Origin of the sequence: Bradyrhizobium sp. 41S5 (assembly GCF_011516665.3) — a bacterium.
Taxonomy (GTDB): Bacteria; Pseudomonadota; Alphaproteobacteria; order Rhizobiales; family Xanthobacteraceae; genus Bradyrhizobium; species Bradyrhizobium quebecense.
Genome location: NZ_CP083721.1, coordinates 800,624 through 822,126 on the forward strand (window position 1 = coordinate 800,624; position 21,503 = coordinate 822,126).

Sequence of the window (21,503 nt, forward strand, 5' to 3'; positions counted from 1 at the left end):
ATGTCGTGTACAGCCGCGTCCGCCGCCGGACCGCGCATCGTCTCGATGAATGTCTGCGGCGACCAGCTCGTGCTCTCGCTGGCCGACCCGGACCAGATCCTCGGCCTCAGCCGCTTTTCGCGTGATGCCTGGCAGTCCTGGGCCGCCGAGCAGGCGCGAAACTATCCGCTTCTGTCCGGTGAGGCCGAGGATGTGCTGCTGCTCAAGCCCGACCTTGTCGTGGTCAGCCTGTTCGACAAGCGCGCGACGCGCGATCTCCTGAAGGCCAACGGATTGCACCTGGTCGAATTCACGGTGCCGCGCACGCTGGACGAGGTGAGAGACCAGATCCGCGCGATGGGCGACGTGTTGCAGCATCCGGATCGCGCGCGAGCCGAGATCGCGCGGCTCGATGCGGCGATCGCGCGGGCGCGGGCGGTGGCTGATGGTCATCACTATCGGGTGCTGCCGGTGGAGCGGCGCGGCTTTGTCGCAGGTCGCAGCAGCTTGGTCAGTTCGCTACTGGCGGCAACCGGCCTGAGCAACGCGGCCGGCGAACTCGGGCTCGACGCGGGCGGATTTGCCTCGCTGGAGGCAATTGTAAAACTGAGGCCGGATTTCATCTTGGTGTCGGAGGCCGGCGATCGCGCCGAGGACGAGGGCCGCGCCTTCCTGCTGCATCCGGCGCTGGAGCGCTTCTATCCGGCCGACAAGCGGATCGTGCTGCCGGAGCGGCTCACCGTGTGCGGCGGCGTGATGCTGGCCGATGCGCTGGACCGGCTGACGGCGGAGCTGCAGCGCGTGACACGGTGATCCCCGTAATCCGTCATCCTGAAGAGCGCGCAGCGCGTCTCGGAAGGATGCACGGCCCGGACGTCTCCAAACGCTTATGGAAGGAGCGCGGCCGTCGCCCTTCGAGGCTCGCCCAGCGGCGCAATTGCGCCGCAAGGCTCGCACCTCAGGGTGACGGACATTGTGCGGGGCTAACGGCTACGAGATCACCCCATCACCACCGGCCCGCCAGCCTTCTTCCAGGCGTCGATGCCGCCTTCGATATGGGCGGTGTTCGCCAGCCCCGCCTTCTTCGCGGCGGCAACGGCCATCGCGGAACGCTCGCCGAAGGCGCAGAAGAACACGACGCGGCGGCCGGTCGCGGCCGCGACCTCGCGCAGCATGCCGCCGGGCTGCAACGTGGCGCAGATTCCGGGATAGGGCGCGTGCAAGGCGCCGCGCAGCGTGCCGTGCTTGGCCCGCTCGCCGCTCTCGCGCAAATCGACCAGCAGGATATCGGGACGGCCGAGGCTCGCGATTGCATCGCGCGCGCTGAGGGAGAGGCCTTCCCTGGCGAGCTCGTCCTGGTGCAGGCCGACATGCATGTTGGCGGGCACCGCGACGTCCATCATCTTTGGATTCGGGAGATGAAGATTGTTCATCAGCTCGACATAGTCGTCGATCGATTTCACCTGCAGCCGCGGATTGTAGCGCTTCTCCTCGCCGATCGTGGAGACGGTGTCGCCCTTGTAGTCATGCGCGGGGAATACCAGGGTCTCTTCCGGGAGCTTCAGCAGGCGGTTGAAGATCGAATCATACTGCGCCCGCGCGCTGCCGTTCTGGAAATCGGTGCGGCCGGTGCCGCGGATCAAGAGCGTGTCGCCGGTGAAGACGCGGTCGCCCATCAGATAGCTATAGGAATCGTCGGTGTGGCCGGGCGTGTACAACGCTTCGAGACAGAGGCCCTCGATCGTCACCTTGTCGCCGTCGGAGACGCGCATCGACACCACGTCGGCCTTGCTCTGCTCGCCCATGATGGTGATGCACTGGGTGCGGTCGCGCAGCTCGCCGAGGCCGGTGACGTGATCGGCATGGAGGTGCGTATCGACGGCCTTGACCAGTCGGAGGTCGAGTTCCTGCAGCAGCTTGCAGTAGCGGTCGGCCTTCTCCAGCACCGGATCGAGGATCAGCGCCTCGCCGCCGGCGCGGCTCGCGAGCAGATAGCTGTAGGTGCCGGACACGCTGTCAAAGAGCTGGCGAAAGATCATGACGGCCTACCTATTCTCCGGGTCAAGTCACATGGAGCATATTATTCCATAGATAGGGTCGATTCAAAGCAAATCCATCCCCCAACTGAACCCATCCTCAGGAGCCGCGTCGCGGCGTCTCGAAGCGCGCACGGCCTGCTCGTTCCGCGGGAGGGGTTATGCGCGTTCAGGCGACGGCGGTGTTAAGGACGAACCAGCGTGTATCCGTTCTCGGTGAGAAGCAGGATCTGTGCGACGCCGACGTGCACGGGGGTGGCGGCTGCGATGTAGTCCGGCCGCTTGCCAGTGTCGCGCTCGATCGTGTCGACGGTGTTGAGGCAGATGTCGACCCGCGCGCCCTGCGCGACCAGGCTCTCGACCAGCTTGCGGTTCGCATTATCGGGCTTGAGCAGGTCGATGCCCGGGCCGAAGGCGACGATCTCGACCGCGACCTTGTCGGGGTCGTAGTGCCTCATCAGATTGCTCGCGACGCTGATGACGAGGCCCTGCTTCTTCGGATCGTTGTCGGAGAGCTGTAGCACGACCTTGTGCTCGGCGAACGGCTTGTCCTGCAGCGGCGCGAGCTGGGCGCAGGCGAGCGGCGTTGCCAGCACGATCGCCGCAAGGCCGAGCGCCGCGATGAGCGCGCGCCACGTCATCGGTGCCTCGCAATGCCTGGATTGTCCTCGACGCCTTTCAGCGTCACGCCGGGTTCGTCGCGGTTCGGCGGCCGGCCGGAGCGCAGATGCTTGGCCACGACATCCCAGATCGGCGCGCCGTTCTGCTGGTTGACCGAGGCCCAGCCCGCGACCTTGTAATGCTCGCCGGCTTCGAGATGCTTGCCGTTGCCGAGCTTCAGCTCGGAAATGCGCTTGCCCACGGTCTCGCCCGGCGTGCAGGTGTAGGCGAGGCCGCCGACGCGGACCATGTCACCGCCCTGCTGATAATAGGGATCGACGTTGAACAGGTTGTCGCAGACGTCTTCCAGCACATCCTTGATCTGGCTGCCGGTCATCGTCGCGACGTAGGTCTCGGGATAGGTGATCGCGGTTTCCGACAGCACGTCTTCCATGGTCAGCGGCTGTCCGGCGAGTGTGGTGAGGCCCCAGCGGAAGCCCGGCGACAGCGCGATTTCGGCGTTGAGCTCGTTCAGCAGCGCATCGCAGATCAGCTGGTCGACGGTGCCGGAGAAATTGCCGCGGCGGTAGAGCAGGCGGTCGGCCGTGCCGAGCTTGTCGCTCCATTCGTCGGCATGCGGATCGCGCATCCTGTCGATCAGCGTCTGCATCGCCGGATCGGGCTTCAAGAGCTCGGCAAACACCGGCAGCAGGCGGTAGCGGAGATTGGCGACCTTGCCCTTGGCGAGGTCGAGATCGAGCACGCCGATGAACTTGCCGTTGGAGCCGGCATTGGTGACCAGCGTGACGCCGCCGGCATTGGTCACCGTGATCGGGATCGGGATCGCGTCATGGGTGTGGCCGCCGAGGATGACGTCGATGCCGGTGACACGACTGGCGAGCTTGAGGTCGACGTCCATGCCGTTATGCGACAGCAGGATCACCGCCTCGACCTTGTCGTTGTTGCGATGGCCGTCAACGAGCTTCTGCAGCTCCTCGTCGCGGATGCCGAACTTCCAGTCCGGCGTGAAGCGCTTGGGATGCGCGATCGGCACGTAAGGGAAGGCCTGGCCGATGATCGCAACGCGATGGCCGCCGATCTCCTTGATCGTGGACGGCTTGAACACCCGACCCGAGGCCGGATCGAACGCCTTGGCGTCGTTGAACGCGGCCTCCTCGGTCAGGAATACGTTCTGCGCCAGGAACTCGCCCTTGAAGCGAGAGAGATTGTCGCGCAGCACCTCTTCGCCATAGGTGAATTCCCAATGCCCGGTCATCGCCTCGATGCCGAGCAGATTGGCGGCCTCCACCATATCGGCGCCGTTCATGGCGTTGGCGAGCCCTGAGCCCTGCCAGAGGTCGCCGCCGTCGAGCAGGATCGAACGCTTCTCGCCGACATCGGCGCGCAGCTTGTCGATCAGCGTCTTGAGATGGGCAAAGCCGCCGAGCCGGCCGAAGCGGACGGCGGCCTTCTCGAACTCGACGCAGGTAAAGGCATAGGCATCGGCGCTGTCGGGCCGGATGCCGAAACGGTCGAGGAATGCCTTGCCGACCAGATGCGGCGGCTGGCCGGCCATCGCGCCGACGCCGATATTGGCGCCGGGCTCGCGGAAGAACACCGGCTTCAGCTGCGCATGCGTGTCGGTCATGTGCAGGATGCGGGCGTTGCCGAAGCGTTCGAAGTCGTAGACGCTGGCGGTATCGGCACCACGCGCGAGGCGGGGCAGGCCGGCCACAAGCGTTGCGGCGGCCGAAGCTATCAGGAAATCGCGGCGGCGGATGATCATCACTCTCTTCGCGCGGCCCCCGTGGCCTGCGCGCCTTTAGCGAACTTCCATGTCCTTCCAGCGTTCCTTTTCGCTGGTCGCCTGGAAGATCGATGCCTTTGCCAGCGCCTCGGCCTCCTTGGCCTGGGCGACTGCGGTGTCGAAATCACCAGCCTCACCGGCCTTTTTTGCGGCGGATAGCGTCGAGGCTGTCGTGGTCCACTGGTTGCGCAGCAGGCCTGCTTCCTTGTTGGCGGCCTCAGCCGCGGCGTAGGCCGCCTTGTAGTCGGATTCGGAGGCGGCCAAGGCTGCGGTCGCCGTCGCGATCAGCAGGGCCGTTGCCGCGAAGATGGCTCTGATGGCCGCGCTCATGGCCTTGCGCCCGGACCCGAGATCGGCAGGCCATTGCTGACATAGGACAGGTAGTATTCGAGGTTGCGGTACTCGTCGTCCTGCGGATTGAGCGGCACGCCGCGGATCTGGCTGTTGCAGGTGGTGAAGCGGCGGCTGGTCGTGCCCATGCCCGACCATTCCGAGCGGTAGATCGGCATCGCGTTCAGGATGCCGAGCGCCGGCGCCAGCACTTCGGCGCGGATCCGCTCGCCCGGGCTCTGGATGTGGCAGGTGGCGCAGGAGAAATTGAGCTGGCCGCGGCGGGTGTAGAAATATTCCTTGCCCTTCTGATAGGCCTCCAGCGCACGCGGATCGTCCGGGATCTTGATGTCCATCGGCTTGCCGCGCGAGGTGAAGGCCATGTAGGCGGTGAGCGCCGCCATGTCGTCCTTCACATAGGAGAACGGCGCCTCGCCATTGGCCTCGCGGCAGCGGTTGAGCGCGAGCTCGAGCGTGACGACCTTGCCTTCCTTCTCGTCGAAATAAGGATAGTTCTGGCGGATGCCGATGCCCTTGTTCGGGAAGCAGTCGGCGTAGGTCTTGCCGTTCTTGAACGGCGTCGAGAACATCTCCTTGCCGGCTTCGAGCGAGAACTCGTAGGGCGGAAACTGTTCCTTTTCTTCCCACTGCTTGTGCAGGTCCTCATTCATCGAATAGGGACCGTTGACGAAATCCTCGAGCTTCAGCTTGGGGAATTTGCTGGTGAAGAATTTCTGGAAGGCGGCCTTGTCGGCGGCGGGATCGACGGCGCCGGCTGCGTGCGCAGCCGGCGTGCTTGCGAGAACGCCAAGGGCGAGCGTGGCAATTGCTGCGCGGATTGCGAACCGCCGCGTCATTGAATCTTCGCCGTGGTGGTGTCGGTCGCGCCCTTGTTGTCGACCCAGCTGACCTTAAGGTCGTCGCCCTTCTTGCCGCCCTTGAAGGCGAACTTGACATAGGGATCCTTGGAGACGCCGCCGCCCCAGTCGGCGACGAACACCGGCTTGCCGTCATGCTCGAAGGTCAGCACCTGGATGAAATGCGGCGGGATGATCTCGCCCTTGGCGTCCTTGACGAAGCCGGAATCCATCGGATGCTGGATCAGCGCCTGCACCTCGGTGGTGTCGCCGTTTGACGTGGCGCGCACGCGAATGCTCGATGCCATCTTGATTGTCCCTTGATTGAGCTCAGCCGCCGCAGCCGCCGACGGTGACCTTGATTTCCTTGCTCGCGCTGTAGAGCTTGCCGCCGGCCTCGACGATCACGGTGACGTTGCTGGTCTTGGCCATCTTGATGCGGTTGGCGACGCTCGGCAGCGTGCCGGCCGGAATCCTGTACGAGGCGATCAGCGAGATCGGGTTCTCGCTCACCAGGAACGAGATCGAGGTGACGTCGGCCAGCGTCGTGGCGGCGGAGATCGGCACCACCGCGCCGTTCTCGGCGATCTCGGGTGCGTCCATCTTGACCTTATCCGAGGGCTCGGCGGTCTTGCCGTAGAGCGCCTTGATCGCGTCGGCCTCGTTCTTCTGCTTGAACGCCTCTTGCGGATATTTGTCGTTGGCGGCGGCGAGCGCCTGCGGCACGTCGAACGGAATGACGCCGAGGCCGATCAGCGCGGCGACGCCCGCGCCCTTCAACACCAGGCGGCGGTCCCTAAAAAATTCGCTGGTCGTGATGTTCATCGAAAAAATCTCCTCAAGCTGATGTCGCCGCGTCACAGCGTCTGCAGGAAGTCCACCACCGCGCCGATTTCCTTCTCGCTCAAAATCCGGTTTCGGCCGAACGGCGGCATCACTGTTTGCGGGTTGCGCTTGGTCTCATCGGTCACGATCGCGATCAACTCGTCGCGGCTGTATTTCGCCTTGAGGCCGGTCAATTCGGGGCCGATCGTGCCGGGCAGCTCGCCGCCCTTGATGACATGGCAGGTCAGGCAATTGCCCTTGCCGCGGTCGAAGGCGAGCTTTTGGCCCTCGGCGGCGGATTGGGCCTGCGCGGGCGCGGCCATGGCGGTGCCGGCCAGCAGCGCCAGGACGAGGGCTGGCTTGGAGAAAGTGGCGATCAAGGACGTTTCCCGGGCTTCAATCTCGATGATCCCATCGCAATATAAGAGTGGAAAGCACAAAGGCCATCGGCTGGCAACTCGGAGAATAGGCGCGTTGCGACGGGGTTAATGGAAGCGTGGTGGTCCGTCTGCCTGTCATGTTTGTGCGGCTGAGCCTTGAGGAGAAGCGTGGTGGCGGAGTTCGTGGTGGAGTTCGGCAAGGACGGCAGGCCGGTCAAGGCGGACGGGCGGCTCGACGCGGCGGCATTCCACCGCAATCACCAGCCGATCTGGGCGGTCCTGAAGGACTACCTCGCGGGCCGATCCGGCGACGTGCTGGAAGCCGGCAGCGGCACTGGCCAGCATGTCGTCCATTTCGCCGGTCAGGCGCCCGACATCGTTTGGTGGCCGAGCGACCTCCATGCGGCGCACCTGCGCAGCATCGAGGCTTGGCGCGCGCATGCCGGCTTGGCCAACATCCGACAGCCGCAGCCGATCGATCTGTCGGATTCGGCCTGGTCGCCGACGCCGCCGGACGGCAACGGTCCGGACAAACTGCTCGCGATCTTCTGCGCCAACGTGATCCACATCGCGCCGTGGCGCGTCGCCGAGGGCCTGTTCGCCGGCGCCGCACGGCATTTGCGCGCCGACGGCCGGCTGTTCCTCTACGGCCCGTTCAAGCGCGGCGGCAAGCACACCGCGCTCAGCAACGCCGTGTTCGATACGTCGTTGCGCGAACGCGACGCCGAGTGGGGCGTGCGCGACATCGCCGATGTCGAGAAGCTTGCGGAGAGCGTCGGGCTGAAGCTCGACGGCAGCTTCGAGATGCCAGCCAACAACATGATCCTGATGTTCGTCCGGAAGGATGCGGCTCAATCGTAGAGGGATTAGCCGACTGCGTCCGCCGTGGCGCAGCGTGTGAAGGCGTAAGGCGTAATCCACCATTGTGACGTGCCGCGAACGATGGCGGGTTATGCTTCGCTAGCCCGCCCTGCAAGACCAATATTGGCTTAGCTATAAGCCGGGCACCATCAGTCCCCACGCAGCCGGCAACGTTCGTCGGCAATCCTGGCACTGCTGCGTCACCTTCTGTTAGCCGCCGTCGTCGATCGCCAGGCTTTCACCGTTGATCCAAGATGTGTCATTTGACACACCGGTAGTGTGTGAAATAGCATACTCGGACGACGGAGGCCAAAATGAAGAGACGGCTTTATCCGGCTGTGCTGGAGCGCGGTCCGCGCGGCGCGTTCGGGGCATGGTTTCCGGACTTTCCCGGCTGCGTCGCCGGCGGCAAGTCGCAGGAGGAGGCGATCGAGCGCGCCGAGCATGCGCTGGCGCAGGCTGTGGACGGCTGGGTCGAGCAGGGGCACACGCTGCCGGAGCCGACGCCGATCGAACGTATCGTGCCGCCGAGGGGCTCCGACGTTGCCGCCTTCTTCATGGTCGGCGTTGATCCGCCCGATCCGTCCGAGCGCGTCAATGTCTATCTGCCGAAAAGCCTGATCACGCGCATCGACAAGCGCGCCGCCGAGCTCGGCATGAGCCGTTCGAGCTTCTTCGGCTTTGCGAGCTCGCTCGCGCTGGAATGGCCGGGCGGCTACCCACGCGGCGCCCCGATCGCGCCACGCTCCAAGGTGCACAAGACCGGCGCGCTGCGCCCCGAGAAGCGGCCGGGCAAGAAGCCCGTGCGGTAGACGATGCGCGATGCAACACGCGTGACGTCGTCCTGGCGAAAGCCAGGACCCATTACCCCAAATGCTGGTTGTTGCGCGTAGCTGGGGCCGCGATTTCTCTCACAACAAAACTCGGTGGTTGATGGTGTGGACGGCCCCCTACGGCATCAGTGTGCCAGAATGAGGTTGTTGCAAATCTCAGACATGGAGACCGTCCGTGAGCCAGATTATCCGCATTGGGATGGATACGTCGAAGTATATTTTTGTGTTGCATGGGGTTGATGCGACGGAGCAGGTGGTACTGCGCAAGAAGCTGTCGCGCAGACAGGTGCTGGAGTTCTTCGCCAAATTGCCGCCGACCGTGATCGGGATGGAGGCCTGCGGGGCGTCGCAATATTGGGCGCGAGAGCTTTCCAGGCTGGGCCATGAGGTGAGGCTGATGGCGCCGCAATTGGTTAAACCCTACGTGATGCGGAACAAGAATGACGGGCGGGATGCAGAAGGCCTGTGTGAGGCGATGAGCCGGCCGAGCATGCGCTTCGTACCGGTGAAGACGGCCGAGCAGCAGGCTGCGCTGATGCTGATGGGGGTCCGCGACGGATTGATCGCCCGGCGCGCCCAATTGACCAATACGATACGCGGCCATGCGGCGGAGTACGGCCTGATCGCGCCCAAGGGACTGGACGCGACCAAACCACTGCTGGCGCGGATCGCGCAGGACGAGACGCTTCCCGCTCTGGCGCGCGAACTGTTTGTGGTGCTGGGCCGGGAGCGCGTCAGGCTCGAGGGTGAGTTGGAGGCGGTTGAGGCCAAGCTGATGGCCTGGCACCGCGGCGATGCCACGGGCCGGCGCCTGGCTCAGATCCCCTCGGTCGGTCCGATCGTTGCAACCGCGCTGGTGATGAAGACACCTGATCCGGGCGCGTTCCGCTCCGGTCGTCACTTTGCGGCCTGGCTGGGATTGACACCCAAGGACCACTCCACCGCTGGCAAGACCAGGCTTGGCAAGATCACGCGGGCGGGCGATGAGGACCTGCGCCGTTTGCTGGTCGTCGGGGCCACGGCGGTGATCCAGCAGGCCAGGCGCGGACGCGGTCATCACTCGCGCTGGCTGCTGGCGCTGATCAAGCGTAAGCCGCCGCTTGCGGCCGTAGCGCTCGCCAACAAGGTGGCGCGCATCGCCTGGAAGCTGATGGTGACGGGCGAGAGTTATGACGCCGCACGGCTGAATGCCGCTACGACGGGTACCGCTTAACAGATTGGCCGGCCGGCGGGCTCGCTCGTCAGCCGACCCGGAGCTGCAAGAGCAGATGGAGCGGTCGATCGAGCAACGAAGCGAGACAATCCGCAGGACCCATCGGCCGCCAACAGGTCGCGTGGTTGTTTGGAACTCGCATCGCGCAAACCATCTTGGCCAGCGATCCATTCGATCGCACTCAACAGGCCGGACATATGGATGCAAGCGATCCGATCAATCCCAGAAAGCTCTTGTGCCACGGGGGCCGTCCACATATGGGTCCTGGCTTTCGCCAGGACGACGCCGGGTGTGAGTATTCGACCAGGCCAATCCTTGTGCGCCTCCCGCATGGCGTACGTCCGTTTGCGCCGGTTGATCGGCCTGCACCTACTCTCCATAGTGCGCGCGATTGGGGGCTCCCGCCGGGGCTTCGAGGCGGGACGACCGATGATTGACGTGACGGTTGCGGATGAGACGAGCGACGACGCGCGGGCGCGCAGCAATGTGTGGCGGCTTGCGGCGGCGCAGGCGCTGACCGGCGCCAATTCGGCCGTGATCTTCGCCACCGGCTCGATCGTCGGTGCGACGCTGGCACCCGACATCTCGCTCGCGACGGTGCCGCTCTCGATGTATGTGCTCGGGCTTGCCGCCGGCACGCTGCCGACCGGCGCGATCTCGCGCGCCTATGGCAGGCGTGTCGCCTTCATCGTCGGCACCTTCTGCGGCACGCTCACCGGCGCGCTCGGCGCCTGGGCGATCCTGCATTCGTCGTTCTGGCTGTTCTGCGGCGCGACCTTCCTCGGCGGGCTGTATGGCGCCGTCGCGCAGTCCTATCGCTTTGCCGCCGCCGACGGCGCCAGTGTCGCATTCCGGCCCAAGGCGGTGTCATGGGTGATGGCCGGCGGCGTATTCGCCGGCGTGCTCGGGCCACAGCTCGTGCAATGGACCATGGACATCTGGCCGCCCTATCTGTTCGCGTTCTCCTTCGTGATGCAGGCGCTGGTCGCGCTGGTGGCGATGGCGGTGCTGTCGGGTGTCGATGCGCCGAAGCCCGCGGCGGCGGATCTGCATGGCGGCCGCCCTCTGCTCGAGATCGCGAGGCAGCCGCGCTTCGTGGCCGCCGCGCTGTGCGGCGTGATCGCCTATCCGATGATGAATCTGGTGATGACCTCGGCGCCGCTCGCGATGAAGATGTGCGGGCTGTCGGTCAGCGATTCCAATTTCGGCATCCAGTGGCACATCGTGGCGATGTATGGCCCGAGCTTCTTCACGGGCTCGCTGATCGCCCGCTTCGGCGCGCCCGTCATCGTCGCGCTCGGGCTGGCGCTGGAGGCGGTCGCCGCGATGATCGGGCTGTCGGGGATATCAGCGCCGCACTTCTGGGCGACACTGTTCGTGCTCGGGATCGGCTGGAACTTCGCATTCGTCGGCGCCTCCGCTCTGGTTCTGGAGACACACCGGCCGCAGGAACGCAACAAGGTGCAGGCGTTCAACGATTTCCTCGTGTTCGGGATGATGGCGATCGGCTCGTTCTCGTCGGGCCAGCTGCTCGCGCATTACGGCTGGAACGCCGTCAACATGGTGGTGTTTCCGCCGGTGCTGCTTGGCCTTGCCGTGCTGTCGCTTGCCTCGTTCGCCAGGCGGCGCGCGAAATTGCGCGCGGTGGACGAGATTCCAGACCCGAGCATCTGATCTCCTGCTGCCAATTGCTGACACTTCGATCGGCTTCGAAATGATCGGCTTGCAAGGCTGCTCACATCGTGGGAACGGATTGGTCCGGCCATGACGATGTGAGAAGCAAGAGCAAGAAATGGACGCATCATCACCCACGCTGCATGACGAATCCTCGCTCGGCTACGAAGGCTGGCGCATCGTCGTCGTCTGCTTCCTGCTTGCGACCTTCGGCTGGGGATTGGGCTTCTACGGACAGAGCGTCTATGTCGCCGAGCTGCAGCGGCTGCACGGCTGGCCGGCGTCGCTGATCTCGTCGGGCACGACATTCTTCTATTTGTTCGGCGCCGCGCTGGTTGCCTTCGTCAGCGAGGCGATCAAGGCGTTTGGCGCGCGCAGCTGCCTGATCGCGGGCACCCTCGCGATGGCGGTCGCGGCGGTTGCGATCGGCGAGGTGCGCGAGCCCTGGCAGCTCTATCTCGCCGATGGGCTGCTGGCGTTCGGCTGGGCCGGCACCAGCCTCGGCATCATCACCAACACGCTCGGCCTGTGGTTCGACAGGAAGCGCGGCATGGCGATCAGCCTTGCGCTGAACGGCGCCAGCTTCGGCGGCATTGTCGGCGTGCCGCTGCTGGTGGCGGGGATCGGCGCTTTCGGCTTCTCCGGCGCGATGATCGCGGCCGCCGTGCTGTTGGTCGTGGTGATGGTGCCGGTCATCCTGATCTTCGTCGGGCGGCCACCGGTGCATCTGCATGCGGTGACTTCAGCGGCGGCCGATGCGCCGTCGGCGACCCAGGTGCGCGCCCGGGCGCTGCGCGACATCCGTTTCCTTTCGGTCTCGATTGCCTTCGCGCTGGTGCTGTTCGCCCAGGTCGGCTTCATCGTGCATCTGATCGCGTATCTCGATCAGGTCATCGGCCGCGAGCGCGCGACGGTGGCGATGGCGCTGTTGACCGCGATGGCGGTGGTCGGCCGTGTCTCCTTCTCTTTCGTGATCGACCGGCTCAACCAGCGGCTGGCGTCGGCGCTGTCCTTCGTCAGCCAGGCGGTCGCGCTCGTCGTCATCATCAATGTGCACAACGACGCGGCGCAGATCGCGGCCTGCGCGCTGTTCGGCTTCTCGGTCGGCAATCTGATCACGCTGCCGGCGTTGATCGTGCAGCGTGAATTCGATCCGCGTGCATTCGGCGTACTGGTCAGCCTGATCACCGCGATCAACCAGATCACCTATGCGTTCGGCCCCGGCGTGATAGGGCTGCTGCACGACCTCTCGGGTAGCTACACGCTGCCGTTCTACGGCTGTGTCGGCCTGGAGCTGATCGCGGCGGTGGCGATCATGATGAAGGCGAAGTAGCCCGGATGAAGCCCTTCCACCTCCCCTTGAAAAGGGGAGGTCGCTTTGCTCGCAGAGCAAAGCGGGTGGGGATCTGCTCTCTCCACTTGCTGCAGAGTCCGCGGCTGACCCCCATCCCGGCCTTCCCCCTTTCAGGGGGAAGGGGAATAAAGACCTGTAGCCGGATGCGGCGAAGCGCGATGCGGCTACGAAATTATCCGACTTGCGGAATTACGCCGCCCGCTGCTTCAGCAGGTCGTCGAGGTCCAGCCGCCGCGTGAACATCGAAAGCTTGCCGTCCGCGCGGCGCGGCCATTCGGCTTCGGGCCGGTCCCAATAGAGTTCGACGCCGTTCTCGTCGGGGTCGCGCAGGTAGAGCGCCTGGCTGACGCCGTGGTCGCTGGCGCCATCGAGCTGGATGCCGGCCGACAGCACCCGATGCAGCGCATCGGCGAGCGCCGGGCGGGTCGGATAAAGGATGGCGGTGTGGAACAGGCCGGTGGTGCCTGGCGGCGGTGGATGGCCGCCCTTGCTCTCCCAGGTGTTGAGGCCGATGTGGTGGTGATAGCCGCCGGCCGAGATGAAGGCCGCATCCGCGCCCATGCGCTGCTGCAGTTCGAAGCCGAGCACGCCGCAATAGAAACCGAGCGCGCGCTCGAGATCGGCGACCTTGAGGTGGACATGCCCGATCCGCGTGCCTGCCATGATGGGGGGATTTTCCGGCATGACTTGGCTCCGTTGGCATCAATGCCCTTTGCCGTCAGGGGTAGGGCTTCGCCGCCTGATATAGTCCGGATTTGCCGGGGCCGGAGCGATCCATCCTGAAACGCAGCGTTTCCGAACGTCGCCACGGTCGGATGAGCCTAGCAGAGCTCCGACAACTCGCCGCCCGGCAGCTGGAACTCGAACGTGTTCAGCGTCATCGACACCATCGTGTAGTAGCCGCAGAGGCCGATCACCTCGACCAGGCCGCGCAGGCTCAGCACCTCGACCGCCTCGTCATACAGTCCCTTCGGCAGGCCATGACCTTCGTGCAGCGCCTTGGCGACGTCGTAGATCATCCTGGCCTTGGGATCGTCGAAGCTCGGCGTCCGGCGCACGCGAATGTCCTCGATGATCTTCGGATCGAGGCCGCCCTTCAGCGCGAGGCGCTTGTGGGCATACCATTCGTAATGCGCGGTCCAGTGCCGCGCGGTGACGAGGATCGCAATCTCCGACAGCTTCGGCGGGAAGACCGTTTCGAAGCGCAGCACCTCGCCGAGCCGCGTGGCGTGCCGCGCCATCTCCGGGCTGTTCAGCCAGGCCATCATCGGCGCCGGTGGCGCGCCGCGCTTGCCGGCGATCGACTCGTCGTAGGTTTCTTTCTGGGCGGGGTTCATTTCGCTAGGCGAAAGCAGCTTCAGCCGCATGTCCGTTTCCTCTTGTTTTTCAATCGTTACCCCGTCTCGCCGATACACCCGATCGCGTGAGGTGAGTAGCGGCGCCAGAGCATGGCGCGGCTGCGAGACATATTGAATTGGGCGGCCGCGCGGGGCTAAGGTCGATTCCAATTCGACGATTTTGACTGGAAACGCACCATGGCTGACCTCGAGAAATTCCGCGCCGAGACCCGCGCCTGGCTGGAGCAGAACTGCCCGGCGGAGATGCGCAAACCGATGACCTCCGATGGCGACACCTTCTGGGGTGGCCGCAACACGAAATTCTCGTCGGACGCGCAGCGAGTCTGGTTCGAGCGGATGCGCGACAAGGGTTGGACCGTGCCGCATTGGCCGAAGGAATATGGCGGCGGCGGCCTCGACGGCGAGGAAGCCAAGATCGTGCGCCAGGAGATGGCGGCGATCGGCGCGCGCCAGCCGCTGACCTCGTTCGGCATCTCGATGCTCGGACCGGCGCTGCTGAAATACGGCACCGAGGAGCAGAAGAAGGAGCATCTGCCGAAGATCACCGCGGGCCTGATCCGCTGGTGCCAGGGCTATTCCGAGCCGAACGCCGGCTCCGACCTCGCCTCGCTGCAGACCCGCGCGGTGAGCGATGGCGACGACTACATCATCAACGGCCAGAAGATCTGGACGTCCTACGCCAACTATGCCGACTGGATCTTCTGCCTGGTGCGCACCGATCCGGCCGCCAAGAAGCATGACGGCATCAGTTTCATCCTGTTCGACATGACCTCGAAGGGCGTGTCGACCAAGCCGATCCTTTTGATCTCGGGCTACTCGCCGTTCTGCGAAACCTTCTTCGACAATGTCCGCGTGCCGAAGTCGCACGTCGTGGGCACCGTCAATCGCGGCTGGGATGTCGCGAAATACCTGCTGCAGCACGAGCGCGCGATGATCTCGGGCATGGGCGAGCGCGGCGTCGGCCGTCCGCTCGGCCAGATCGCGGCCGACTCGGTCGGCGCGGACGCGCAGGGCCGGCTCGACGACGCCCAGCTGCGCAGCCAGATCGCGAGCTTCGAGGTCGACGAGGCCGCGCTCGCCGCGGCGGCGGAGCGCGCGGTCGATCTCGCCAAGGCGGGCCAGTCGCATCCGGCGTTCTCGTCGGCGATGAAATATTACGGCACCGAGCTCAACAAGCGGCGCTACGAGATCCTGATGTCGGCGGGCGGTATCGACGCGCTGGAATGGGAAAGCGACCGCTCCAGGGGCGGCGCCCGTCCGCGCGCCTGGCTGCGCACCAAGGCCAACTCGATCGAGGGCGGCACCTCGGAGGTGATGCTCGGCATCGTCGCCAAGCGCATCCTCGATCTGCCGGGCGCGTGAGGCACAGTTTCACCACGCGTCATTCCGGGATGGCCCAAAGGGCCAGGCCCGGAATCCATAACCACGATCGGGAGTATGGATTCCGGGCTCGCGACTATGTCGCGCCCCGGAATGACGAACTCAACATTGTCTGAATTTGAATTATCGAAGAGCGGAATCCATCCATGGCCCTCGTCCTCACCGAAGAACAATCCATGCTGCGCGACAGTGCGCGCGGTCTCATCAGCGACAAGGCGCCGGTGGCGCATCTGCGCTCCTTGCGCGACAGCAAGGACTCTATCGGCTTCTCGCGCGAGCTCTGGAAGACCTTTGCCGAGATGGGCTTCTCCGGCCTCCTTGTGCCGGACACCTTCGGCGGCAGCGGGCTCGGCTGCGTCGAGGCCGGCATCGTCATGGAGGAGATCGGCCGCACCTTGATGCCCTCGCCATTCCTCGCGACCTCAGTGCTTGCGGCGTCGGCGCTGTCGCGCGGCGGAAGCGAGGCGCAGAAGGCGCAGCATCTGCCGAAAATCGCCGACGGCTCGCTGCTCGCAGCGCTCGCGATCGATGAGGGCGCGAAGCATCGTCCGCTGCAGACGAAGTTGCTGGCCACGCGCTCCGGCAACGGCTTCAAACTGTCCGGCGACAAGGCCTTCGTGGTCGACGGCCACACCGCCGATCTCCTGATCGTCGCGGCGCGCTCGGCCGGCAGCGCCGGCGACAAGAACGGGTTGACGCTGTTCCTGGTCGATCCGAAGGCGAAGGGGCTCGCGGTCGAGCGCACCGCGATGGTCGATTCGCACAACGCGGCGCGCATCGTGTTCGACAATGTCGAGGTCAATGCCGACAGCGTGCTCGGCGAGGTCGATCAGGGCTTTGGGCTGCTTGAGGGCGTGCTCAATATCGGCCGCGGCGCGGTCGCGTCCGAAATGGTCGGTCTTTCCGAAGAGGTGTTCGGCCGCACCGTGGCCTACCTGAAGGAGCGCAAGCAGTTCGGCAAGGCGATCGGCGAATTCCAGGCGCTGCAGCACCGCGCCGCCGAGCTCTACATCGATATCGAGATCACCCGCGCCGCCGTTCTGAAGGCGCTGCAGGCGCTCGATGCCGATCTGAGCAAGGCGGGCAATGCGGTCGCGGTGGCCAAGGCGCGCGCCGGCACCACCGCGACGCTGGCCGTGCAGGAGGGCGTGCAGATGCATGGCGGCATGGGCATGACCGACCAGTTCGACATCGGCTTCTTCATGAAGCGCGCCCGCGTCTGCCAGGAGCTGTTCGGCGACAGCAATTTTCACACCGACCAGCTGGCGAGCGGCAAGGGGTACTGAGCGCGGGCGACGGCGCCGCCGCATAACTCACCGTCATCGCCACGCAACACACTGTCATCGCCCGGCTTGACCGGGCGAAACCGCCCAGTATTCCAGAGGCAGTTGTAAGTGAAGGAGAAGCCGCGGCGTACTGGGTCCCCCGGTCGAGCCGGGGGACGACAGTGAGGATGCGGTGGCGGCTGTGGCTTGGCTGCGTGTAGTTACCTGATCGGCGGCGCGTACTGGACGCCGCCGGCGTTCCAGAGCTGGTTCATGCCGCGCGGAATCTTCAGCTTGGAATCGGCGCCGACGTTGCGGTCGTAGACCTCGCCGTAATTGCCGACATGGCGGATGATGCGCACCGCCCAGTCCTTGGTCAGGCCGAGATCCTCGCCATAGGAGCCCTCGGTGCCGACCAGCCGCATCACCTCCGGCTTCTTCGACTTCAGCGCCTCGTCGATATTCTTCGAGGTGATGCCGAGTTCCTCGGCGTTGATCATGGCGTAGAGCGTCCACTTCACGATCATCATCCAGTCGTCGTCGCGCTGCCGGACCACCGGCGCCAGCGGCTCCTTGGAGATGATGTCGGCCAGGATCGTGTGGTCGTTCGGCTTGGAGAGGTTGAGCCGCAACGCATAGAGCTGCGAGGCGTCCGACGTCAGCGTGTCGCACTGGCCGGTGTCATAGGCCTTCACGACATCCTCCAGCTTGTCGAACTTCATCTCCGTGTATTTCATGTTGTTGGCACGGAAATAGTCGGCGAGGTTGAGCTGCGTCGTGGTGTTGGCCTGCACGCAGACCTTGCTGCCGTTCAGGTCGAGCGCGGAATCGATGTTGCGAGCGCGCGGCAGCATGAAGCCCTGGCCGTCATAATAGGCGACCGCCGGGAAATAGAGATCGTAATTGGTCTCGCGCGACATGCTCCAGGTGGAGTTGCGCGAGAGGATGTCGACCTTGCGGTTCTGCAGCTCCTTGAAGCGCTCGCTGGCGTCGAGCGGAACGAACTTCGCCTTCGACGGATCGTCGAAGATCGCCGAGGCCACGGCGCGGCAGAAGTCGACGTCGAAGCCTGTCCAGTTGCCCTTGTCGTCCGGGTTCGAGAAGCCGGGCAGGCCCTTGTTGACGCCGCACAGCACGTCGCCGCGACGGACGGTGCGCTTCAGCGTGCGGGTGTCGTAACGCTCATAGGTGATGGCGGCGGCCGCAACCAGCGCGGCGACCGCGAGCCCGATCGTCAGGCCGCCTCGAAATGTACGCATGGGTTCTCTCTCGCGAATGATCGGGGAAAAACAGGTCGGATATCGAAGGCGGGTGGGTCGAGATTACAGTTCGGGCTTCTGCCGGATGATCACCTTGGTGCCGACCGGAACGCGATTGTAGAGATCGGCGACGTCGGCGTTGACCAGGCGGAAGCAGCCGGACGAGATCGCGGTGCCGATGGTGTCGGGCCGGTTGGTGCCGTGGATGCGGTACACCGTGGTGCCGAGATACATCGCGCGCGCGCCGAGCGGATTGCCCGGGCCGCCCGCCATGAAGCGCGGCAGATAGGGCTGGCGGGCGATCATTTCCGGCGGCGGGGTCCAATCCGGCCACTCGGCCTTGCGGGTGATGGTCACCAGCCCCTGCCACTGAAAGCCGTCACGGCCGACGCCGATGCCGTAGCGCAGCGCGCGGCCGTTGCCTTGCACGAGGTAGAGGTGGCGCTCGGCGGTGGAGACGATGATGGTACCCGGCGCTTCGTTGGTCCGGTAGTACACAACCTGCTTCTGCCATTCCGGATCGAGCTCGTAGCTGTCGTCGGCGACCAGGCCCGGCTCGTCGGCGTCGGGGCGGTTCTGGGCAAAGCCTTGCGATGTCGACAGCACGAGCGCGCCCGTGGCGATCAACATCCAGACCAGGTGACGAAGTTTCGTCATGCAAAGCTCTCCTTGTGGCGCGCGGCCAAATTGCTTGCTCCACCCAATTCGCGCGTGGCATCAAATCTCAGCGGCAGCTTGATGGCAAGTTTAGGGCGGGCGTCACACTATATCACTGTAATGCTTCTGTTTTTTGTCATTGAGCGCTGGAGCGCGCCAGACTGGCTACCTTATTTCGGCGCAATCCAGAGTCGCAACACGAAAGAGACCAGGGTCACGGTACCGACGCCGCAGAGCCAGAGCGCTGCGAACCATAGCAGGCGCTGGCCGAGCGGCCGCTGATTCGGCACGAGAGCCATTTCCGTTCCGACGGAATCGGAACGAGGCTCTCGATTCTCTTTTTGACGCGTTTTCTTGACGCGAACCGAGATCCACTTCGCTGGAAAACGCTCTGGTAGCATCAGTGGTATCCGTGGCCGGGGCGCACCTTGCCGCGGAACACCCAATAGGCCCAGGCGGTGTAGCCGAGGATCAGCGGCACCAGGATCGAAACCCCGAACAGCATGAAGATCTGGCTGTTCGCGGGCGACGCCGCCTGCCAGATCGTGATGCTCTGCGGCACGATGTACGGGTACATGCTGATGCCGAGCCCGGCATAGGACAGTGCGAACAGGGCGAGCGTCAGGAAGAACGGCTGGTGGTCGTTCTTGTTGCTGAGGGCGCGCAGCAGCAGCGCGGTGACGGCGGCGACCGCGATCGGCACCGGCGCGGTGAGGATGATGTTGGGCCAGGCGAACCAGCGCTGGGTGTACTGCACGCTGAGGAACGGGGTTGCAATGCTGACGGCGCCGATCGCGCACAGCATCGCGACCAACAACATCCAGCTCAGATGATAGGCGCGCTCGCGCAGCTCGCCTTCGGTCTTCATCACCAGCCAGGTCGCCCCCAGCAGCGCATAGCCGATCACCAGCGCAATGCCGGTCAGGACGCTGAACGGCGTCAGCCAATCCCACCAGCCGCCGGCATAGTGGCGTCCCTCGACATGGATGCCTTGCAGGATGGCGCCGAGCGCGATGCCCTGCGCCAGCGTCGCGACCAGCGAGCCGCCGGCGAAGGCGAGGTCCCATTTGTTGCGCGCCTTCTGGGTCCGCCAGCGGAATTCGAAAGCGACGCCGCGGAACACGAGGCCGAGCAGCATCGCGATCATTGGCGTGTAGAGCGCCGGCATCAGCACCGCATAGGCCAGTGGAAACGCCGCCATCATGCCGCCGCCGCCGAGCACCAGCCAGGTCTCGTTGCCGTCCCACACCGGCGCCACCGTGTTCATGATGACGTCGCGATCGGCCTTCTGCGGGAACAGCGGAAACAGGATGCCGAGGCCGAGATCGAAGCCGTCCATCACGACGTAGACGAACACGGCGAAGGCGATGATGAAGGCCCAGATCGTGGTCAGATCGATGGCGAAGCTCATCGCGCGCCCCCCACGGCTGCACCTGCCGCCGGCGTGATGCCGGCCGCGCGGGCGGGAAGGTCTTTTGTCGGGCCCTGCTCGCCGGGATGCGGCGGCTGCGCCATCAGCCGCAGGATATAGATCACACCGGCGGTGAACACGGCGAAATAGACGATGATGAAGGCGATCAGCGAGGAGCCCACCGCCGGCGCTGCCAGCGGCGATGCCGAATCGGTGGTGCGCAGCAGCCCGTAGACGGTGAACGGCTGCCGCCCGGTCTCGGTGGTGATCCAGCCGGCGAGCACCGCGATGAAGCCGGCCGGGCCCATCAGGACCGCGAAGCGATGCAGCAGCTGTGACCGGTACATCATGCCGCGCCAGCGCATCAGCAGGCTGAACAGGCCGAGCCCCAGGATCAGGAAGCCGAGCCCGACCATGATGCGGAACGACCAGAAGGTGATCGGCACCGGCGGCCAGTTCTCGCGCGGCACGGTGTCGAGGCCGGCGAGCGGTGCATCGAGCGAGTGCTTCAGGATCAGCGACGACAGTTTCGGCACCTCGATCGCATACTTCACCTTTGCTTCGGCCTGGTCGGGCCAGCCGAACAGGATCAGCGGCGCACCGTCCTTGTGGCTTTGATAATGGCCTTCCATCGCCATCACCTTGGCCGGCTGGTGCTCCAGCGTGTTGAGGCCGTGCTGGTCGCCGGCGAGGATCTGGATCGGAGCCACCAGGGTTGCCATCCACATCGCCATCGAGAACATCACGCGTGGGCCGGCGAGATGCTGGTCGCGCAGCAGGTGCCAGGCACCGACCCCGCCGACCACCAGCGAGGTGGTGAGATACGCCGCCAGCACCATGTGCACGAGGCGATAGGGAAAGGACGGATTGAAGATCACCTTCAGCCAGTCGGCGGCGACGAACTGGCCGTCGGCATTGACGGCATGACCGGTTGGCGTCTGCATCCAGGAATTGGCCGACAGAATCCAGAACGCCGAGATCAGCGTGCCGATCGCGACCATCAACGTCGCCACGAAATGCAGCCTGGGGCCGACGCGTTCGAGCCCGAACAGCATCACGCCGAGAAAGCCCGCCTCGAGGAAGAATGCGGTCAGGACCTCATAGGCCATCATCGGGCCGATTACCGGCCCGGTCTTGTCGGCAAAGGCCGACCAGTTAGTCCCGAACTGGTAGGACATCACGATGCCCGAGACCACGCCCATGCCGAACGCGACCGCGAAGATCTTCAGCCAGTAATTGAACAGGTTGATGTAGACCTCGCGCCCGGTGGCAAGCCACAGCGCTTCCAGCACCGCGAGATAGCTCGCCAGCCCGATCGAGAATGCGGGAAACACGATGTGGAACGACATCGTGAAAGCGAATTGCGCGCGGGCGAGTACGACCGCATCCCAGCCTTCGAACATCACGCACCGTCCGTCGTCAAT

At 64.9% G+C, this 21,503-nt stretch carries 23 protein-coding genes; 8 read left to right on the forward strand and 15 right to left on the reverse strand.

Annotated elements, in window-relative coordinates:
* Positions 1-792, forward strand: a complete 792-nt coding sequence (locus HAP47_RS03810; protein ID WP_173639373.1) for an ABC transporter substrate-binding protein — start codon at positions 1-3, stop codon at positions 790-792.
* A 185-nt stretch (positions 793-977) separates the two neighbouring features.
* Here HAP47_RS03810 and HAP47_RS03815 read toward each other — a convergent pair whose 3' ends face one another.
* From HAP47_RS03815 to soxX, 8 genes are all read right to left on the reverse strand, one after another.
* Positions 978-2,018, reverse strand: a complete 1,041-nt coding sequence (locus HAP47_RS03815; RefSeq protein ID WP_173639372.1) for an MBL fold metallo-hydrolase — start codon at positions 2,016-2,018, stop codon at positions 978-980.
* Positions 2,019-2,200: 182 nt separating this feature from the next.
* Positions 2,201-2,656 carry a DsrE family protein gene (locus HAP47_RS03820; protein ID WP_176396237.1) on the reverse strand — a complete coding sequence of 152 codons (456 nt, stop codon included), beginning with the start codon at positions 2,654-2,656 and terminating at the stop codon, positions 2,201-2,203.
* Positions 2,653-4,401, reverse strand: coding sequence for a thiosulfohydrolase SoxB (soxB, locus tag HAP47_RS03825; RefSeq protein WP_173639371.1), 1,749 nt, complete (start codon positions 4,399-4,401; stop codon positions 2,653-2,655). Before soxB ends, HAP47_RS03820 begins: the two co-directional genes overlap by 4 nt.
* Before the next feature lie 36 nt (positions 4,402-4,437).
* Positions 4,438-4,752 carry a hypothetical protein gene (locus HAP47_RS03830; protein ID WP_173639370.1) on the reverse strand — a complete coding sequence of 105 codons (315 nt, stop codon included), beginning with the start codon at positions 4,750-4,752 and terminating at the stop codon, positions 4,438-4,440.
* On the reverse strand, positions 4,749-5,609 hold the full coding sequence (gene soxA, locus HAP47_RS03835; RefSeq protein WP_173639369.1) for a sulfur oxidation c-type cytochrome SoxA: 861 nt from the start codon (positions 5,607-5,609) through the stop codon (positions 4,749-4,751). The genes HAP47_RS03830 and soxA overlap by 4 nt, the downstream gene beginning before the upstream one ends.
* Positions 5,606-5,917, reverse strand: coding sequence for a thiosulfate oxidation carrier complex protein SoxZ (soxZ, locus tag HAP47_RS03840; RefSeq protein WP_173639368.1), 312 nt, complete (start codon positions 5,915-5,917; stop codon positions 5,606-5,608). Before soxZ ends, soxA begins: the two co-directional genes overlap by 4 nt.
* Before the next feature lie 22 nt (positions 5,918-5,939).
* Complete coding sequence (gene soxY, locus HAP47_RS03845; RefSeq protein WP_173639367.1) at positions 5,940-6,434, reverse strand: thiosulfate oxidation carrier protein SoxY; 495 nt, start codon at positions 6,432-6,434, stop codon at positions 5,940-5,942.
* Positions 6,435-6,466: 32 nt separating this feature from the next.
* The gene (gene soxX / locus HAP47_RS03850; RefSeq protein WP_092126535.1) at positions 6,467-6,757 is read right to left on the reverse strand and encodes a sulfur oxidation c-type cytochrome SoxX; all 291 of its coding nucleotides are present in this window, start codon (positions 6,755-6,757) and stop codon (positions 6,467-6,469) included.
* 228 nt (positions 6,758-6,985) lie between these two features.
* On the opposite strand from soxX, the gene HAP47_RS03855 reads away from it, so the two are divergent.
* The 5 genes from HAP47_RS03855 to HAP47_RS03875 all read left to right on the forward strand — a co-directional run bounded on the left by HAP47_RS03855 (position 6,986) and on the right by HAP47_RS03875 (position 12,728).
* The gene (locus tag HAP47_RS03855) at positions 6,986-7,675 is read left to right on the forward strand and encodes a DUF938 domain-containing protein (RefSeq protein ID WP_173639366.1); all 690 of its coding nucleotides are present in this window, start codon (positions 6,986-6,988) and stop codon (positions 7,673-7,675) included.
* A gap of 314 nt (positions 7,676-7,989) precedes the next feature.
* Complete coding sequence (locus tag HAP47_RS03860) at positions 7,990-8,487, forward strand: type II toxin-antitoxin system HicB family antitoxin (RefSeq protein ID WP_173639365.1); 498 nt, start codon at positions 7,990-7,992, stop codon at positions 8,485-8,487.
* A 196-nt stretch (positions 8,488-8,683) separates the two neighbouring features.
* A complete protein-coding gene (locus tag HAP47_RS03865; RefSeq protein ID WP_173639364.1) occupies positions 8,684-9,721 on the forward strand; it encodes an IS110 family transposase in 1,038 nt (345 codons plus the stop codon).
* Positions 9,722-10,150: 429 nt separating this feature from the next.
* Positions 10,151-11,395: an MFS transporter gene (locus tag HAP47_RS03870; protein WP_173639363.1), complete on the forward strand. Its 1,245-nt coding sequence runs from the start codon at positions 10,151-10,153 to the stop codon at positions 11,393-11,395.
* Positions 11,396-11,513: 118 nt separating this feature from the next.
* Entirely contained in the window at positions 11,514-12,728 is a 1,215-nt protein-coding gene (locus HAP47_RS03875) for an MFS transporter (RefSeq protein WP_173639362.1), read from the forward strand.
* A gap of 210 nt (positions 12,729-12,938) precedes the next feature.
* On the opposite strand, the gene HAP47_RS03880 is transcribed toward HAP47_RS03875, so the two are convergent.
* Complete coding sequence (locus HAP47_RS03880; protein WP_173639361.1) at positions 12,939-13,433, reverse strand: VOC family protein; 495 nt, start codon at positions 13,431-13,433, stop codon at positions 12,939-12,941.
* Between the two features lie 137 nt (positions 13,434-13,570).
* Positions 13,571-14,116, reverse strand: a complete 546-nt coding sequence (locus HAP47_RS03885; RefSeq protein WP_173639360.1) for a carboxymuconolactone decarboxylase family protein — start codon at positions 14,114-14,116, stop codon at positions 13,571-13,573.
* 168 nt (positions 14,117-14,284) lie between these two features.
* Between HAP47_RS03885 and HAP47_RS03890 the strand changes: the two genes are divergently transcribed.
* Together HAP47_RS03890 and HAP47_RS03895 are read left to right on the forward strand one after the other, a co-directional pair.
* Positions 14,285-15,469, forward strand: a complete 1,185-nt coding sequence (locus HAP47_RS03890; RefSeq protein ID WP_173639359.1) for an acyl-CoA dehydrogenase family protein — start codon at positions 14,285-14,287, stop codon at positions 15,467-15,469.
* 164 nt (positions 15,470-15,633) lie between these two features.
* Positions 15,634-16,773, forward strand: coding sequence for an acyl-CoA dehydrogenase family protein (locus tag HAP47_RS03895; RefSeq protein WP_173639358.1), 1,140 nt, complete (start codon positions 15,634-15,636; stop codon positions 16,771-16,773).
* Between the two features lie 200 nt (positions 16,774-16,973).
* Here HAP47_RS03895 and HAP47_RS03900 read toward each other — a convergent pair whose 3' ends face one another.
* The 5 genes from HAP47_RS03900 to HAP47_RS03920 form a co-directional block, all read right to left on the reverse strand.
* Positions 16,974-18,011: an amino acid ABC transporter substrate-binding protein gene (locus HAP47_RS03900; protein ID WP_173639357.1), complete on the reverse strand. Its 1,038-nt coding sequence runs from the start codon at positions 18,009-18,011 to the stop codon at positions 16,974-16,976.
* 63 nt (positions 18,012-18,074) lie between these two features.
* Positions 18,075-18,668: a L,D-transpeptidase gene (locus HAP47_RS03905; RefSeq protein WP_173639356.1), complete on the reverse strand. Its 594-nt coding sequence runs from the start codon at positions 18,666-18,668 to the stop codon at positions 18,075-18,077.
* Between the two features lie 170 nt (positions 18,669-18,838).
* The gene (locus tag HAP47_RS03910) at positions 18,839-18,967 is read right to left on the reverse strand and encodes a DUF2474 domain-containing protein (RefSeq protein WP_231168739.1); all 129 of its coding nucleotides are present in this window, start codon (positions 18,965-18,967) and stop codon (positions 18,839-18,841) included.
* A gap of 101 nt (positions 18,968-19,068) precedes the next feature.
* Entirely contained in the window at positions 19,069-20,079 is a 1,011-nt protein-coding gene (gene cydB, locus HAP47_RS03915; RefSeq protein WP_173639355.1) for a cytochrome d ubiquinol oxidase subunit II, read from the reverse strand.
* Positions 20,076-21,482, reverse strand: coding sequence for a cytochrome ubiquinol oxidase subunit I (locus tag HAP47_RS03920; protein ID WP_173639354.1), 1,407 nt, complete (start codon positions 21,480-21,482; stop codon positions 20,076-20,078). The genes cydB and HAP47_RS03920 overlap by 4 nt, the downstream gene beginning before the upstream one ends.
* Positions 21,483-21,503 lie beyond the last annotated feature (21 nt).

What these genes read in the sequence shown, in the direction of transcription:
- soxA (WP_173639369.1), bottom strand. Translation starts at nt 5,609, where the DNA reads ATGACGCGGCGGTTCGCAATCCGCGCAGCAATTGCCACGCTCGCCCTT.
- HAP47_RS03880 (WP_173639361.1), bottom strand. Translation starts at nt 13,433, where the DNA reads ATGCCGGAAAATCCCCCCATCATGGCAGGCACGCGGATCGGGCATGTC.
- HAP47_RS03870 (WP_173639363.1), top strand. Translation starts at nt 10,151, where the DNA reads ATGATTGACGTGACGGTTGCGGATGAGACGAGCGACGACGCGCGGGCG.
- HAP47_RS03900 (WP_173639357.1), bottom strand. Translation starts at nt 18,011, where the DNA reads ATGCGTACATTTCGAGGCGGCCTGACGATCGGGCTCGCGGTCGCCGCG.
- HAP47_RS03810 (WP_173639373.1), top strand. Translation starts at nt 1, where the DNA reads ATGTCGTGTACAGCCGCGTCCGCCGCCGGACCGCGCATCGTCTCGATG.
- HAP47_RS03815 (WP_173639372.1), bottom strand. Translation starts at nt 2,018, where the DNA reads ATGATCTTTCGCCAGCTCTTTGACAGCGTGTCCGGCACCTACAGCTAT.
- HAP47_RS03860 (WP_173639365.1), top strand. Translation starts at nt 7,990, where the DNA reads ATGAAGAGACGGCTTTATCCGGCTGTGCTGGAGCGCGGTCCGCGCGGC.
- soxX (WP_092126535.1), bottom strand. Translation starts at nt 6,757, where the DNA reads ATGGCCGCGCCCGCGCAGGCCCAATCCGCCGCCGAGGGCCAAAAGCTC.
- soxB (WP_173639371.1), bottom strand. Translation starts at nt 4,401, where the DNA reads ATGATCATCCGCCGCCGCGATTTCCTGATAGCTTCGGCCGCCGCAACG.
- HAP47_RS03830 (WP_173639370.1), bottom strand. Translation starts at nt 4,752, where the DNA reads ATGAGCGCGGCCATCAGAGCCATCTTCGCGGCAACGGCCCTGCTGATC.
- HAP47_RS03895 (WP_173639358.1), top strand. Translation starts at nt 15,634, where the DNA reads ATGGCCCTCGTCCTCACCGAAGAACAATCCATGCTGCGCGACAGTGCG.
- HAP47_RS03890 (WP_173639359.1), top strand. Translation starts at nt 14,285, where the DNA reads ATGGCTGACCTCGAGAAATTCCGCGCCGAGACCCGCGCCTGGCTGGAG.
- soxY (WP_173639367.1), bottom strand. Translation starts at nt 6,434, where the DNA reads ATGAACATCACGACCAGCGAATTTTTTAGGGACCGCCGCCTGGTGTTG.
- HAP47_RS03920 (WP_173639354.1), bottom strand. Translation starts at nt 21,482, where the DNA reads ATGTTCGAAGGCTGGGATGCGGTCGTACTCGCCCGCGCGCAATTCGCT.
- HAP47_RS03885 (WP_173639360.1), bottom strand. Translation starts at nt 14,116, where the DNA reads ATGCGGCTGAAGCTGCTTTCGCCTAGCGAAATGAACCCCGCCCAGAAA.
- HAP47_RS03905 (WP_173639356.1), bottom strand. Translation starts at nt 18,668, where the DNA reads ATGACGAAACTTCGTCACCTGGTCTGGATGTTGATCGCCACGGGCGCG.
- HAP47_RS03820 (WP_176396237.1), bottom strand. Translation starts at nt 2,656, where the DNA reads ATGACGTGGCGCGCGCTCATCGCGGCGCTCGGCCTTGCGGCGATCGTG.
- cydB (WP_173639355.1), bottom strand. Translation starts at nt 20,079, where the DNA reads ATGAGCTTCGCCATCGATCTGACCACGATCTGGGCCTTCATCATCGCC.
- soxZ (WP_173639368.1), bottom strand. Translation starts at nt 5,917, where the DNA reads ATGGCATCGAGCATTCGCGTGCGCGCCACGTCAAACGGCGACACCACC.
- HAP47_RS03875 (WP_173639362.1), top strand. Translation starts at nt 11,514, where the DNA reads ATGGACGCATCATCACCCACGCTGCATGACGAATCCTCGCTCGGCTAC.
- HAP47_RS03910 (WP_231168739.1), bottom strand. Translation starts at nt 18,967, where the DNA reads ATGGCTCTCGTGCCGAATCAGCGGCCGCTCGGCCAGCGCCTGCTATGG.